This is a genomic window from Streptomyces sp. NPDC086080, assembly GCF_044540255.1.
Taxonomy (GTDB): domain Bacteria; phylum Actinomycetota; class Actinomycetes; order Streptomycetales; family Streptomycetaceae; genus Streptomyces.
The window spans coordinates 105582-118180 of the sequence record NZ_JBITRU010000010.1 but is presented as its reverse complement, the minus strand read 5'-3'; the positions used below and the strand labels follow the sequence as shown (position 1 = coordinate 118180).

The 12599-nt window shown below is 71.5% G+C and carries 17 protein-coding genes and 1 pseudogene; 3 read left to right on the top strand and 15 right to left on the bottom strand.

Annotated features, from left to right (window positions below; all coding sequences use genetic code 11):
* Window positions 1-128 precede the first annotated feature (128 nt).
* Genes ACIF9R_RS15170 through ACIF9R_RS15150 form a run of 5 tightly spaced genes read right to left on the bottom strand, consistent with a single transcriptional unit; the run spans window position 129 to window position 3110 of the window.
* Window positions 129-446 (bottom strand): antibiotic biosynthesis monooxygenase family protein, encoded by a 318-nt coding sequence (locus ACIF9R_RS15170; RefSeq protein ID WP_399979357.1) that lies wholly within the window; start codon window positions 444-446, stop codon window positions 129-131.
* Complete coding sequence (locus ACIF9R_RS15165) at window positions 446-757, bottom strand: antibiotic biosynthesis monooxygenase family protein (RefSeq protein ID WP_399979355.1); 312 nt, start codon at window positions 755-757, stop codon at window positions 446-448. Before ACIF9R_RS15165 ends, ACIF9R_RS15170 begins: the two co-directional genes overlap by 1 nt.
* 1 nt (window position 758) lies before the next feature.
* Complete coding sequence (locus ACIF9R_RS15160; RefSeq protein WP_399979352.1) at window positions 759-1508, bottom strand: SDR family NAD(P)-dependent oxidoreductase; 750 nt, start codon at window positions 1506-1508, stop codon at window positions 759-761.
* 32 nt (window positions 1509-1540) lie between these two features.
* Window positions 1541-2593 (bottom strand): methyltransferase, encoded by a 1053-nt coding sequence (locus tag ACIF9R_RS15155; protein ID WP_399979572.1) that lies wholly within the window; start codon window positions 2591-2593, stop codon window positions 1541-1543.
* A 49-nt stretch (window positions 2594-2642) separates the two neighbouring features.
* Entirely contained in the window at window positions 2643-3110 is a 468-nt protein-coding gene (locus tag ACIF9R_RS15150; RefSeq protein ID WP_399979349.1) for an anthrone oxygenase family protein, read from the bottom strand.
* Window positions 3111-3352: 242 nt separating this feature from the next.
* Here ACIF9R_RS15150 and ACIF9R_RS15145 point away from each other — a divergent pair, with 242 nt between their 5' ends.
* Together ACIF9R_RS15145 and ACIF9R_RS15140 are read left to right on the top strand one after the other, a co-directional pair.
* On the top strand, window positions 3353-3799 hold the full coding sequence (locus ACIF9R_RS15145; protein ID WP_399979347.1) for an anthrone oxygenase family protein: 447 nt from the start codon (window positions 3353-3355) through the stop codon (window positions 3797-3799).
* 15 nt (window positions 3800-3814) lie between these two features.
* On the top strand, window positions 3815-4555 hold the full coding sequence (locus ACIF9R_RS15140) for a SchA/CurD-like domain-containing protein (protein ID WP_399979343.1): 741 nt from the start codon (window positions 3815-3817) through the stop codon (window positions 4553-4555).
* 112 nt (window positions 4556-4667) lie between these two features.
* On the opposite strand, the gene ACIF9R_RS15135 is transcribed toward ACIF9R_RS15140, so the two are convergent.
* The 10 genes from ACIF9R_RS15135 to fabG form a co-directional block, all read right to left on the bottom strand.
* On the bottom strand, window positions 4668-5102 hold the full coding sequence (locus tag ACIF9R_RS15135) for an SCP2 sterol-binding domain-containing protein (RefSeq protein WP_399979340.1): 435 nt from the start codon (window positions 5100-5102) through the stop codon (window positions 4668-4670).
* A 19-nt stretch (window positions 5103-5121) separates the two neighbouring features.
* Window positions 5122-5445: an antibiotic biosynthesis monooxygenase family protein gene (locus tag ACIF9R_RS15130; protein WP_399979338.1), complete on the bottom strand. Its 324-nt coding sequence runs from the start codon at window positions 5443-5445 to the stop codon at window positions 5122-5124.
* Window positions 5442-5912 carry an SRPBCC family protein gene (locus ACIF9R_RS15125; RefSeq protein WP_399979335.1) on the bottom strand — a complete coding sequence of 157 codons (471 nt, stop codon included), beginning with the start codon at window positions 5910-5912 and terminating at the stop codon, window positions 5442-5444. Before ACIF9R_RS15125 ends, ACIF9R_RS15130 begins: the two co-directional genes overlap by 4 nt.
* 1 nt (window position 5913) lies before the next feature.
* Complete coding sequence (locus ACIF9R_RS15120; protein WP_399979332.1) at window positions 5914-6168, bottom strand: acyl carrier protein; 255 nt, start codon at window positions 6166-6168, stop codon at window positions 5914-5916.
* Between the two features lie 60 nt (window positions 6169-6228).
* Window positions 6229-7440, bottom strand: a complete 1212-nt coding sequence (locus ACIF9R_RS15115) for a ketosynthase chain-length factor (protein WP_399979330.1) — start codon at window positions 7438-7440, stop codon at window positions 6229-6231.
* Complete coding sequence (locus tag ACIF9R_RS15110) at window positions 7440-8702, bottom strand: beta-ketoacyl-[acyl-carrier-protein] synthase family protein (RefSeq protein WP_399979328.1); 1263 nt, start codon at window positions 8700-8702, stop codon at window positions 7440-7442. Before ACIF9R_RS15110 ends, ACIF9R_RS15115 begins: the two co-directional genes overlap by 1 nt.
* Entirely contained in the window at window positions 8699-9124 is a 426-nt protein-coding gene (locus ACIF9R_RS15105; protein ID WP_399979326.1) for a cupin domain-containing protein, read from the bottom strand. Before ACIF9R_RS15105 ends, ACIF9R_RS15110 begins: the two co-directional genes overlap by 4 nt.
* 58 nt (window positions 9125-9182) lie before the next feature.
* Entirely contained in the window at window positions 9183-9503 is a 321-nt protein-coding gene (locus tag ACIF9R_RS15100) for a TcmI family type II polyketide cyclase (RefSeq protein ID WP_399979323.1), read from the bottom strand.
* A 153-nt stretch (window positions 9504-9656) separates the two neighbouring features.
* On the bottom strand, window positions 9657-11138 hold the full coding sequence (locus tag ACIF9R_RS15095) for a peptide MFS transporter (RefSeq protein ID WP_399979321.1): 1482 nt from the start codon (window positions 11136-11138) through the stop codon (window positions 9657-9659).
* A gap of 10 nt (window positions 11139-11148) precedes the next feature.
* Window positions 11149-11889: a 3-oxoacyl-ACP reductase FabG gene (gene fabG, locus ACIF9R_RS15090; RefSeq protein WP_399979318.1), complete on the bottom strand. Its 741-nt coding sequence runs from the start codon at window positions 11887-11889 to the stop codon at window positions 11149-11151.
* A gap of 110 nt (window positions 11890-11999) precedes the next feature.
* On the opposite strand from fabG, the pseudogene ACIF9R_RS15085 reads away from it, so the two are divergent.
* Window positions 12000-12599: pseudogene (locus ACIF9R_RS15085) on the top strand (hypothetical protein); the annotation flags it as partial.

The window sequence follows — 12599 nt, the reverse complement described above, 5'->3', positions numbered from 1 at the left end:
CGGGGGGGTGCTGCCCCCCGCGGGGGGGGGGGGGGGGGGGGTTCGGGGGGGGGGGGCGGGGGGGGGGGGGGGGGGGGGGGGCCCCCCGCCCCCCCCCGCCCCCCCCGCCCCCCCCCCCGGCGCCACGGTCAGTACTCCGCCGCCACCTCGAACAGGGCGAACGGGCTGGGCCGTTCGCTGTCCTGGTACCGGCGCAGCGGAGAGGTCGTCCCCCGGTGCGCGGAGCCGGACTCCCAGGACGTGAAGGCCGCCAGGTTCTCCCACTCGCTGAGCACGGCGAACGCCCCCGGGTCGGTGACCTCGCGCAGCAACTCGTTGCCGCGCAGGCCCGGCGTGCCCGCCAGATCCTTGCTGATCCGGTGGTACGCCTCCGTCACCGCCGGCACGTCCGCGTCGTCGGCGCGCAGGTACAGCAGCACCCGGACCCGTCCCGGCGGGGCACCCATCAGGCCACCTCCACCAGACGCATCATCGCCAGCGACCCGCCCACCCGGTAGGGGTGCAGCTTCTCGCGGTGGGCGATGTGCTCGGGGCTGCGCTCGAAGGCGAGGAACGACTCCATGTCCGTCCAGTCGCTGACCACGTAGTAGACGGACTCCTCCCGTGCGCTGCGGGCCAGGGTGTGGCCGAGGTTCGCCGGCTGGGCGGTGACCTCCTTGCTGCCTTCCGCCCACACCCGCTCGAAGTCGGCCTCCATGCCCGTACGGACCTGGACGGTCAGCAGGACGCGGAAGGTCCCCACCTGCTCGGCCGCCATCTCAGACGCCCCCGTCGACGTGCAGGGTCTCGCCGTTGACGTAGGTGGACAGGTCGCTGGCGAGGAAGAGCACGGCGCCGGCGATCTCCTCCGGGCGCCCGAACCTGCCGAGCGCCATCATGCGCAGATAGCGCTCGTTGTACGCGGCGCGCTGTTCGTCGGTCAGCTCGTCGGGCTCGGAGGTGTCGATGACGCCCGGTGCCACCACGTTGAAGCGGATGCCCTTGCCGCCCAGTTCCTTGCAGAGCGAGCGGGTGAGTCCGACCAGACCGGCCTTGGACGCCGTGTAGTGACCGCGCAGCGGGATGCCGGCCATGGCGCCGCGTGAGCCGATGGTGATGACCGAGGAGCCCTCACGCAGCAGCGGCAGCGCCTTGCTGATCACCATGAAGGGGCCGGTGAGGTTGGTGGTGACGACCCGTTCCCACTCCTCGAACGGGAGCTGGGCGAACGGAATCTGGCTGATGACACCGGCGTTGTTGACCAGGATGTCGAGTGTGTCGAAACGGCTGCGGCACTCGGCCAGAACCGCCTCCACGCCTTCGGCGGTGCCCACGTCGGCCCGCACCAGCGCGTGGTCGCCGCCCAGTTCCTTCAGCTCACGCGCCAGACTGTCGGCCGCCTCGCCCTCGGTGCGGTAACAGGTCACCACCGTGGCGCCCGCCTCCGCCAGGGCCAGCACGGTGGCCCGGCCGATGCCGCGGGTGCCGCCGGTGACGAGCGCGTTCTTGCCCACCAGTCGAAGTCTCATCGTTTTCCTCCGTCGTCTCGGATCGGGTCGTCTCACCGGTCGCCGGGGACGGCGCGGCACTCCAGGACCGCCCACCGCCCCGGCACCGGGTCGTTCACCAGCTCGAAGCCCGCGGTCTCCAACAGCGCCCGCCACTGGTCACCGCCGCGCTCGCGGCCGCCGAAGCGGACCAGCATGTCCAGGTCGAGCAGCTTCCCGCGGTCCCACTGGTTGGCCGGGCCGATGAGGAACTCGCAGATCAGCAGTCGCCCGTCGGGGTCGCCCTCGAGTGCCTCACGGACCCGGCCGAGGATCGACGCCGCACGCTCGTCGTCCCAGTCGTGCAGTACGGCCTTGAGCACGTAGGCGTCATGGCCCTTCGGGAGCTTCTGGAAGAAGTCGCCGGGCACCACGTCGACCCGGTCGGCGACCCCGGCGTCGCCGAACAGCTTGGGCGCCTCCTCGGTCACCGAGGGGCGGTCGATCAGCGTGCCCCGCGCGTGCGGGTGCCGGGCCAGCACTTCGGAGAGGAAGTGTCCGCGTCCGCCGCCCACGTCCGCGATGCGGCCGAACCGGCCGAAGTCGTAACTGTCCAGCAGCATCCGGGCGGTGGCCCGGCTCATGCCGGTCATCGCCCGGTCGAACAGCGCGCCGGCCTCCGGATGCCGCTCCAGGTGCTCGAAGAACCCGTGTCCGTAGGCGTTCTCGAAGGCGGGCCGCCCGGTGCGCACGGTGTGCATCAGCGAGCCGTAGGACCGCCAGAGCATCTCGGTGCCGTTGTAGAGCACCATGTCCCGCTGGCTGCCGGGAACGTCGGAGCGCAGCGCCTCGCTGAGATCGGTGAGCCGGTAACGCCCGTCCTCCTGTTCCTCGAACAGCCCGAACGCGGCGGCCACCCGCAGGACCCGCCCGAGGGAGTCCGCGTGCGTGTCGGTACGGGCGGCCAGCTCCGTCACGGCGAGCGGGCCGTCGGCCAGTTCGTCGGCGATGCCGAGCTCGGCGAGCACATGCAGCACCCGCGATATGCGTTTGCCGTCCGTCAGCAGCAACAGCCGTACGTGCGGCGGCAGTGCGGCGATCATCGCCGGGCCGACCACACCGGTCATCGTGTCCACACGTTCTCCAATGCCGGGAGCGGGTGATGGTGAGGAAGCGTCAGATGAGTACGGCGGCGGCACCGACGTTCACCGCCAGCGCGGTGATCGCGAGAGTGCCCCGTACACGGTTCCAGCGGATCCAGCGCTCACGCGGGTCGAGCCGCTCGAAGTCGGCGGGCAGCGCCTGGGGATCGAGGGTCGCCAGCCACCGGTTGATCGGCACGTTCTTCGTGAGCGACACGGTCACGGCGCAGGCCAGCAGCAGCATGGCGAGCCCCGCCAGGATCCGTACGAGGGTGTCCCGCGCCGCGATCGCCAGACCGGCGTCGCACAGCAGGCAGCTCACCAGCGAGATGGGCATGAACGGGTCGAAGCGGGTGACCAGACCCTTGTGCACCGGGACGTACATCCCGGTGGGCAGTGTGGTGAACAGCGGTGCGGCGAGCACGGATATCGCCAGGCCGCCGGCCGCGAGGCCGCCGGCGAAGAGTGCCAGGGGCATGAGGAGCTGGACCAGCTCGGCCACGATTCACCTCCCGCTCAGGCCGTCGCCCGATGCGGCGGACCGTTGCCCCGACTCTGGGAGCCACCGGTCGAATCGGACTCGAAGACGGCTCGACGATCAGCGGGTGCGGCGGTGTCGCCCGGTGGACGGGCCACCGGGGGGCGCTGCCGGGCGGTCCGGGGCTGCGTCGAGCGCCTCTCCACAGTGATTCGAGCAGGTGGCGGCAGGGTGACGGGCAGACACACCACCGACCGGGAGTCGTGATGCTTGAGGAAGTGCTGAGCGGGATCGTGCTGGCCGGGACGGGGACCGTCACCGGAATCTTCGTCGCCGTCGCGGTCAGCGTGGGGCCCGCACTGTCGGCCATGGGGCGCGCCGACTACCTGAGGGCCCACACGCTGCTGGGCAGGGGCTACCACCCGCTGATGCCGATTCTGGTCAACGTCGTGACGCTCAGCGGGTTCGCCCTCGCCTGGCTCGCCGAGCCGCCCGGCCGCGTGCTGTTCCCGGTCGCGTCGGTGCTGCTGATCGGGGTGCAGGCCGTCTCGCACCTCGGCAACGTGCCGATCAACCGCTCGCTGAGCGGTCTCGCCGCCGACGGGCCGTGGGTGGACCCGCGACCGCTGTGGCGCGCTTGGCACCGCACGCGGACCGCTCTGGCCGCGCTCGCCCTGGCCGTCGACATCGTCGCCGTGCTCGCCGCCCGCTGACTAGGAGGAACCACCATGCCACTGGACGCTGTCACCTACGGGGTCAGGCCCGGATTCGAGGAGGAGCTCACCGAGGTCTTCTCACCGCACAACTTCACCCGGGTCGACTCGCCCGTCATCAGGAACGGTTCGGGCGACACGGTGGGGATGCTGCTCGGCACGGGTCTGTTCGTCCAGGACGACGTCATGGTCCGGGTGATCCACCACGACGGTGTGGGCGCCGCCGACATCGCCCGGCACATGTCGGTGCAGGAGGGGGTGCACGAGGCGGAGCGGGCGATCCTGCCGTATCTCTCCGAGTTCCGGGACACGGAGACCCCCGAGGCGTTCCGGGAGCACTTCCACCGCAGTCTGATGACGGTTCTGGAACAACACAGCCCGGACGAGCGTCCCGCCGCCGGCACCGTGGCCCTGCGCTATCCGCTGCGCGAGGGGGCCGGCGAGGAGCTGTCCGCCACCCGTGCCACCGTGAACCGGCAGGCCTCCCTGCGGCTGTCCGGTGAGCACTCCACGGTGGTCCGCACCGCGCTGTTCCTGCACAAGGACACTCTGGTGCGGGTCGTCCAGTACGACGGCCATCCGTACGACGTCGTGGGCTATCTGTCGCAGCAGTGCTTCGAACAGGCCGCGGAGGGGTGGCTCGCGCCGTATCTGGACGATCCCGAGCCGCCCTCGCACCCGGACGCCTATCTGGCCGTGGTCCACGAGCAGGCGATGCTCTCGATCGCGCACATGTCGGTACTGGGCGTCGACTGACGCGCCGTACGGTGTGACAGGGCCCGGGGCGGACCGCCCGACGTGCCGGCCCCGGTGCACGACGAAGCCGCCGCCACACCGTGAGGTGTGGCGGCGGCTTCGTCGTGCACCGTCAGGTCTCGGGGTGGTCGAACCACTCACCCAGCTTGGTGCCCATCAGCGGGCTGCCGCGCAGCTTCAGCTTGCCCGTGAGGAACGCCTTCGCGCCGGGCAGCTTTCCGACGCCCATCGCCAGCATGTCGGGCAGCTTGATCCCGATGGTGATGTCCGGGTTCTCGTGGAGGCCCTTGTCGGTGCGGCAGGCACCGTTCTCGACATGCACGTAGTGGAGCTTCTGGCCCTCGCCGGAGGCGATGTCGAACTGGAACACCCCCTTCTGTCCCTTGGCCTTCTCCGGATTGAACTCCGACACCAGCAGATCGAAGATCAGCGTCAGCGCGGCGTCCAGGCCGCCCTCACGGCCCGCCACCGCGGCTTCGAGTTCCTTGGGCGGTGTCGACTCGACGAGCTCGATCAGCTCGGTCACCTGTTCCTGTTGCCCGTTCATCAGTGTCCTTCCCGGTTCCTCAGGCTTCGGCCGTGGTGGCCGGTGACAGTGCGTGGACGACTTCGAGCAGCTGCATGTCCCCGCCCGCGCGGATCGCCCACAGCCTGCGCAGATACGCCTGCTGCTCGGGGCTCCGCTCGAAGGCCCGGAACGACGGCTCGTCCGTCCAGTCCGTGAGCACGGTGTAGCTGCCGTGCTCGCCGGGCGCGCGCAGCAGGTGCTGACCGTGGTTGTCGGCGAAGCCGCGGACGGTCTCGGCGTGGGCGCGCCACAGCTCCTCGAACTCCGTCTCGTGGCCCTCGACGATGCGTATGCGCAGCAGCACCCGCAGGGCGGGCGTCATCGCCGCGCCGTCCGACGGTCCGCGGCGGCCTGCTCCACCAGGTGCTTGATCCTGGCCATCTCCCGGCGGGTGTTGGTGTTGAGCCGCTCGGTCATCTCCTTGTCGCCGAAGGGCAGTCCGGACCGGACCGCGAACTCCTGGCGCCAGCGCATCTCGACGCCGGCCGGGGTCTCGGTGTAGGTCCACAGGAGGTTCATGTACTCGAACGGCCCCGTCTCGACGCGTCGTGCCCGCACGGTGCGGGTGACCGGGTCGGGCGTGCGCTCGGAGACCCAGTCCCAGACGGCGCCGTTCTCGTCGGGGTGCAGGGTGAGCCGGAAGGTGAGGGTCGCGCCGTCGCGGGCGAGGATCTCCGCCTTGGCGTACTCGGAGAACAGCTCGGGCCAGGACTCGACGTCGTTGGTCATGTCCCAGACCAGGTCCATCGGGGCGTCGACGACGATCGCGTTGTCGGTGGCACCGGCCATGTCAGACCGCCGCCAGGTTGGCGTTGACGTAGTCGAGGACGGCCTTCGGGGACACCATCTCCTCGATGGCCTCGTCCGGTATCTGCAGCCCGTACTCGCGCTGCAGCTGGCTGGCGATCTCCAGCACCGCGAGCGAGTCGTAGCCGATGTCGGTGAACGGGGTGGCGATGTCGGCCTCCTTGAGCTCCTCGCCGTCGAGCTCACCGGTGCAACGGTTCATGATCGCTTTGAGGTCTTCGAAGCTGATGCTGCTCATTGATTCCTCCTGGGGACGTGGGAAACGGGTGCCGGCCGGTGGTGCGAGCGGTGCCGGCGGTCAGACATGGCGCAGGACGACGGCGGCGTTGAAGCCCCCGTAGCCGCGCGCGAGGACCATCGCGGTCCGCAGGCGGGCCTCGCGCGGCCGGTCGGTGACCAGGTCGAGGCGGTGGGCGGGGTCGGGCCGGACGTTGACCGAGGGCGGGATCACCTGGTCGCGCAGCGCGAGCAGTGCCGCCGCCACGTCGAGGGGCGCGCCACCCGCGTAGAGCCGGCCGGTCATCGTCTTGGGTACGGACACGGGAACCGCGCCGGCGCCGAACAGCGCGGTCACGGCCTCCGCCTCCTGGCGGTCCAGCTCCGGCACACCATGGGCGTCCGCGAACACCACGTCGATGTCCCCGGGGGCGGCCCGGGCGTCCGCGAGCGCGAGTTCGGCCGCGCGCCGCAGGCCGGGTGGCCGGCCCGAGCCCGGACGGGGGTCGAAGGTGGCCGCGTAGCCCGCGATCTCGCCGTAGACCTGCTCGACGCCCCGGGCGCGGGCGTCGTCGTGGCTCTCGACGACGAGGATCGCGCCGCCCTCTCCCGGTACGTAGCCGCTCGCCCCGGGGTCGAAGGGAACGAACGCGCGGTCGGGGCGCGGCTCCTCGCTGAGGCGGCCGTTGGAGAGCTGGCACACCAGCCCGTACGGGGAGAGCGAGGCATCGGTGCCGCCGGAGACCACCAGCCGGGTGCCCTTCGCCAGGACCCGCCTGGCCTGGGCCAGCACGTCCAGTCCGCCGGCCTGCTCGGAGCACAGCACCCCGCAGGGTCCGCGCATCCCGTGGCGGATGGAGAGCTGCCCCGTGGTGGCCGCGTAGAACCACGCGATGGACATGTAGGCGCCCACGGCCTGCGGTCCCTCGGTGTACAGCTTCTGCAGCTCGCGCTGGCCGAACTCGACACCGCCGGAGGAGTTCGCGGTGATGACCGCCATGTCCAGATCGACCATCCGCTCCGGGTCCACCCGGGCATCGGCCAGTGCCTCGTTGGTGGCGCCGAACGCGTACTGCGTCATGGCGTCGGTCTCGCTGACCAGCCGCTGGGGCGCATGGTCGGCGGGGGCGAAGCCGGTGGCCTCGCCGGCGACCCGTACCGGGTATCCGGACGGGTCGAAGCGGCTGATCGGCCCGAGTCCCGACTTTCCGTCCAGGGTCGCCTGCCACCACGCCTCGCGGTCCAGGCCGTTGGGGGCGACGACGCCCACGCCGGTGATGACGGACGCTGTCATCAAATCCTCCTCGGTGAGGTGAGCACCACCGCGCTCTGGAAGCCGCCGAAGCCGCTGCCCACGCTGAGCACGACATCGAGGTCGCCCTCGCGCGCCGTGCCCGGCACGTAGTCGAGGTCGCACTCGGGGTCCGGCTCCTCGTAGTTGGCCGTGGGCGGGATCGTGCCGCGGTCGATGGCCAGCGCACTGGCGGCGATCTCGATGGAGCCGATCGAGCCGAGTGAGTGCCCGACCATGGACTTGATGGAGCTGACCGGGATCCGATAGGCGTGCTCGCCGAGGCTGCGTTTGTACGCGGCGGTCTCGTGGCGGTCGTTCTGCTTGGTGCCGGAGCCGTGGGCGTTGGCGTAGTCGATCTCGTCGGGGTTGATCCGGGCCTCGTCGAGCGCTGCGGTGATCGCCTCGCCCATCTCCCGCCCGTCCGGCCGCAGACCGGTCATGTGATAGCCGTTGGCGCGGGCCGAGTATCCGGCGACCTCGCAGTAGATCCTGGCGCCGCGCCGCCGGGCGTGTTCCAGCTCCTCGATCACGAAGACCGCGGAACCCTCGCCGAGTACCAGCCCGTTGCGCCGCCGGTCGAACGGGCGGCAGGCGTGCTCGGGGTCGTCGTTGCTGGTGGAGGAGGCCCGCAGGGTGTCGAAGCAGGACACGGTGATCGGATAGATCGGCGCGTCGGTGGCACCGGCCACCATCACCTCCGCCGAACCCTCGCGGATGAGGTCGACGGCGTATCCGACGGCGTCGATGCCGGCGCAGCAGCCGGAGCTGACGACGGTCGCCGGGCCCTCGGCCCCCGTGGCCCACGCCACCTCGGTGGCCAGGGAACTGGACATGACGTGCGAGTAGAGGTGCGGCACCATATAGCCCGGGTCGACCAGCCACCTGCGGCCGTTGTCGCTGACGGTGCGGTACTCCTGCTCCATGGAGATGGCGTTGCCCACTCCGTTGCCGACGCTGACGCCGATCCGGTGCGGGTCCTGCGCACCGAGGTCGAGTCCGCTGTCGGCCACCGCCTCCCGGGCCGCGACGATGGCGAACTGGCCGGCCCGGTCGGTGCGTCGGATCTCCTGGTACGAAAGACCGTTGTGCTCGGGGTCGAAATCGCACTCGGCGCCGAGCCTGCTGCGGAAGGGCGTCGGATCGAAGAGGGTGATGCGCCGGGTGGCCGTACGGCCCTTGACGATCATTTCCCAGAAGTTCTCCCGGCCCGGCCGGCCGGGAGCGACGACACCGATACCGGTGATCACCGCGCGTGCGGTCATCGCACCTCTCCCACCTCGGGCAGGGTGCCCTCGCCAGGGAGCGGCTCGCAGTCCACGTGCCCCAGGTCGGGACGGGGGGCCAGCGGGCTCAGGAAGAACGCGACGAACGCCTGCTCGGGGCCCGGGTTCTCGATGCGGTGCCGTACGCCGATCGGGACCATGAACGACTCGCCCGGCTCCAGCACCACCTCCCGGCCCTCGATCCGCAGCAGGACCGTGCCGCGGACGGCGTGGAAGAACTCCTCGGAGTGGGGGTGGTAGTGCTCGGAGACGTACTCTCCGGACTCCAGAGTGCCCACGCCCATGAAGCCCGAAGTCGCTCCGCAGGTCTTGGGGCTGAGCAGGACTCGCAGATCGCCGCCGCGCTTGCGGTTCGGCGGCACGTCGTCGATGGCGACCTTGGTCAGGTCGGAGGTCTGCATGGGAACTCCACAGGTGGGACGGAAGAACCGGGGACGGAATGCGGCGGTTCGAACGGGCTCAGGGGGCCCAGGTGTAGAAGGCCTCGGCCATGGAGTCCTTCGGCTCACGCCACGACGGGTCGTAGGGCGTCATGAACTCCTGCAGCCGGGTGTTGATGTCCTGATAGAGCGGGTGGCTACGGGCCTTGTACAGATCGCCGTTGATGGGCTCCTGGGCCTCGACGAGGTGGAAGTACAGTCCGTGGAAGCGGAAGAGCGTGCGCCGCTGGACGCCGATCATGTGCGGCAGCTCGGTCGCGTCGGACTCGGCGAAGAGCGCGGCCACCTTGTCCGCGTCGTCGTGGTCCATCCGCGCGACGATGAGGGTGCGGTGCGCCATCGGGGACTCCTTAGGGTCGGTCCTTGGAGCGGTGGGGACAGGGGTCGTGGTGCCCGTGAGCGGACGGGCACGGTGACCGTGAGCGGTCGAGCGGCTGTCCGAAAACGATGCTGACCCGGAAGGCTTGAGCCCCCGTCCAGGGGAACTCGACGGTCAGGTTCGATCCGCCCGGCGACGCATCAGGGCGGCGGTGAACGCGGCCGCGGCGGAGAATCCCGCCAGGTAGGCCCAGAGCGGAATGACGCCCACGAGGTGCGCCAGCTGACCGCCGACGCCGGCGCCCAGGGCCGCCCCGAGATAGAAGAGACCCATCATCCGGCTGCCGTGCCCCTGCGGCGTCGACTCCGCCGTGGTGCTCAGCCCCACGGGCCCGAAGACGAGTTCACCGCAGGTCATGCAGAGGAAGGCGCCCAGCAGCCAGAACGCGGGGACCAGCGTGTCGCCGGAGGCAAACCAGGCGCCGACGGCGAGCACGGCGAAGCCGGCTCCGGCGCACAGCAGTCCCACGGTGAACTTCCGCACCACCCCGGCGCGTGCCCCGATCCGCAGCCACAGCCACGCGAACAACGGGGCGAGAAGCAGCAGGAAGAGCGGGTGCGCGGACTGGAACCAGCTCGCGGGCACGGTGAAGCCGGCGATCGCCCGGTCGGTGTGCTCGCGGGCGAACAGGCTGAAAACGGAGCCCAGCTGGCCGTACATCGCCCAGAACAGCACCGACGGCACGAAGATCCGGCGATAGCCGCGGACCCGCGCCCGCGCGGCCGCGTCCAGCTCCGCGCCGTGCAGCAGCCGCCGGAAGTACCAGACGGGGGCCACCAGCGAGGCGATGCCGCACAGGGCCAGCACGGGCCGCAGCGGCAGACCGCCCGCGACGGTCACGGCCGTCCCCAGCAGCACGGCGACGGCGAGGCCCGCCCAGGCACGGCGGACCAGGCGCCGCAGCGCGTCGGGGGGAAGGGGCCGGCTGGGGCCGGTCGCCGCGCCGCGCAGCGAGGGGGCGCCGTGCAGGTACTGCAGGACGCCGAAGGCCATGCCCACCGCGGCGGCGCCGAATCCCAGGTGCCAGTCGACGCGTTCCCCCAGCAGGCCCGTCACCAGCGGCCCGGCCAGGGCGCTCACCTGGATGCTCATATAGAACAGGGAGAACGCCGCCTGGCGCCGACTGCTGCCGGCACCCGGGTTCATCTGGTCGAACATTACGGGCAGGTTGGGCTTCAGCAGCCCGGTGCCGCAGGCCACCAGGACCAGACCGAGGTAGAACGTGGCCCGCGCGGGAACGGCCATGGACAGATGACCGGCCATGATGATCAAAGCGCCGTAGAGCATGGCCCGATGAGTGCCGAGCACCCGGTCGCCCAGCCAGCCCCCGGGCATCGCCGCCAGGAACGAGGCCGAGATGTAGAGACCGAACAGGGCTCCAGCCGAGCCGTCGGAGAGCCCGAGCCCGCCCTCGGCGGCGGGCGCCGTGGCGTAGAGGAAGAGCAGCGCCTGCATCCCGTAGAAGCTGAAGCGCTCCCACATGTCGGTCATGAAGAGGGTGGAGAACCAGCGCTCGCGGAACATCGACCGCAGCGGGCGCCCGGGGTCGTCGACGGCGGGAGCGGGGGGTGTGGCCGCCGTGCTGCCGGAGGTCATGACGCCCGCCTCACAATGCGATCCCGCCATCGATCTGCACGACCTGGCCGGTGATGTAGTCGGCGGCGTCGGAGACGAGGAACGCCACCAGTTCCGCGACCGACGCGGCACTGCCGAACCGCCCCATGGCGATCTTGCCGAGCGCCGCCCGGCGGGACTTCTCCGTCATGCCGTCGAGCATCTCGGTCTCGATGAAGCCCGGTGCGACGGCGTTGACGCGCACACCGTACGGGGCCACCTCCTTGGCGAGCGCGCGGGTCAGGCCGTTCAGCCCGCCCTTGGCCGCGGCGTAGTTGGTCTGGCCGGCGTTGCCGTACACGCCGATGACCGACGAGATGTTCACCAGCACGCCGGCCCGGCGGGTGAGCAGCCCGCGCACGACGGCCCGGGACACGTTGAACGTGCCGTCCAGGCTGGTGCCGACCACGTCCTGCCAGTCCTGGGCGGCCATCAGCGCCATGGGGCGGTCCCGCAACACCCCCGCGGAGTTGACCACGGCGTACACCGGGCCGAGCTTCTCCTCCGTCTCGCCCACGAAGGCACGCACCGCTTCTGCGTCGGTGACGTCGCAGACCGCATGGTGGGACCTGGCCCCCGCCTCGCCGACCAGCCGCGCCGTCTCCAGGGCGGTCTCGTCGGCGGACCGCGAGCAGAACCCGATGTCGTACCCCGCCCGCGCCAGCCGGACGGCGACCGCGCGGCCGATGCCCCGCGATCCTCCGGTCACCAGCGCGCTGCGCCCTTGCTGCATCACGTCTCCCTCCCACGTGCACGGCGGGCCGGGCGGCTGCCCCGGCCGAGCGCGAGCATCGTCCAGCGGCCTCGAGGCAGACTCGAAGCGGTCACGTCAGGCTGCTCCGCATGGTGGAGAACCTCTTCGAACAGAACGTCCTCTGGGCCGTGCTCACCGCCGTCCTGTGGGCGTTCGCGGCGCGCGGGGCACGGCGCCTGGCGACCCGGCCCACGGCGGCCTCGATACGGCGCAGAGCCCGGCTCGGCCTGATCCTGCTGGGCTGTGCCCTGCTGGCCCTCGCCGTACGGGCCGGGCTCGCCGTCGCCCTCGCCGGCGCGGCCGGCTGGCTCGCGGGCGCCGACTACGTACTCTTCGGCGCCCTGCCCCTGCTCCCCGCCGCCCTGGCCGTCGGGGCCCTGACCGTGCCCGCCTACCTGCGGGTGCTGCGGAGGGCGCGGGACGCGGCCGCAGCCGCCGATCCGGTGACGGACGGCCCCCCGGCCGCGCGCACCGACCCCGGTGGTGCGTCGGCCGGGCCGGCTGTCCGGGTGGGGGAGGCGGCTTCCGGTCCGGTGGCGGGCGGGTCTTCGGCCGTGGGCACTGGCCCCGGTGGTGCGTCGGCCGGGCCGGTTGTCCGGGTGGGGGAGGCGGCTTCCGGTCCGGTGGCGGGCGGGTCTTCGGCCGTGGGCACTGGCCCCGGTGGTGCGTCGGCCGGGCCGGTTGTCCGG

Excerpts from the sequence above, each read along its gene's own strand:
- ACIF9R_RS15140 (WP_399979343.1), top strand. The coding sequence starts at position 3,815 with ATGCCACTGGACGCTGTCACCTACGGGGTCAGGCCCGGATTCGAGGAG.
- ACIF9R_RS15130 (WP_399979338.1), bottom strand. The coding sequence starts at position 5,445 with ATGACGCCCGCCCTGCGGGTGCTGCTGCGCATACGCATCGTCGAGGGC.
- ACIF9R_RS15115 (WP_399979330.1), bottom strand. The coding sequence starts at position 7,440 with ATGACAGCGTCCGTCATCACCGGCGTGGGCGTCGTCGCCCCCAACGGC.
- ACIF9R_RS15095 (WP_399979321.1), bottom strand. The coding sequence starts at position 11,138 with ATGACCTCCGGCAGCACGGCGGCCACACCCCCCGCTCCCGCCGTCGAC.
- ACIF9R_RS15135 (WP_399979340.1), bottom strand. The coding sequence starts at position 5,102 with ATGAACGGGCAACAGGAACAGGTGACCGAGCTGATCGAGCTCGTCGAG.
- ACIF9R_RS15165 (WP_399979355.1), bottom strand. The coding sequence starts at position 757 with ATGGCGGCCGAGCAGGTGGGGACCTTCCGCGTCCTGCTGACCGTCCAG.
- ACIF9R_RS15125 (WP_399979335.1), bottom strand. The coding sequence starts at position 5,912 with ATGGCCGGTGCCACCGACAACGCGATCGTCGTCGACGCCCCGATGGAC.
- ACIF9R_RS15155 (WP_399979572.1), bottom strand. The coding sequence starts at position 2,593 with ATGACCGGTGTGGTCGGCCCGGCGATGATCGCCGCACTGCCGCCGCAC.
- ACIF9R_RS15160 (WP_399979352.1), bottom strand. The coding sequence starts at position 1,508 with ATGAGACTTCGACTGGTGGGCAAGAACGCGCTCGTCACCGGCGGCACC.
- ACIF9R_RS15170 (WP_399979357.1), bottom strand. The coding sequence starts at position 446 with ATGGGTGCCCCGCCGGGACGGGTCCGGGTGCTGCTGTACCTGCGCGCC.
- ACIF9R_RS15105 (WP_399979326.1), bottom strand. The coding sequence starts at position 9,124 with ATGCAGACCTCCGACCTGACCAAGGTCGCCATCGACGACGTGCCGCCG.
- ACIF9R_RS15110 (WP_399979328.1), bottom strand. The coding sequence starts at position 8,702 with ATGACCGCACGCGCGGTGATCACCGGTATCGGTGTCGTCGCTCCCGGC.
- ACIF9R_RS15145 (WP_399979347.1), top strand. The coding sequence starts at position 3,353 with ATGCTTGAGGAAGTGCTGAGCGGGATCGTGCTGGCCGGGACGGGGACC.
- ACIF9R_RS15100 (WP_399979323.1), bottom strand. The coding sequence starts at position 9,503 with ATGGCGCACCGCACCCTCATCGTCGCGCGGATGGACCACGACGACGCG.
- fabG (WP_399979318.1), bottom strand. The coding sequence starts at position 11,889 with ATGCAGCAAGGGCGCAGCGCGCTGGTGACCGGAGGATCGCGGGGCATC.
- ACIF9R_RS15120 (WP_399979332.1), bottom strand. The coding sequence starts at position 6,168 with ATGAGCAGCATCAGCTTCGAAGACCTCAAAGCGATCATGAACCGTTGC.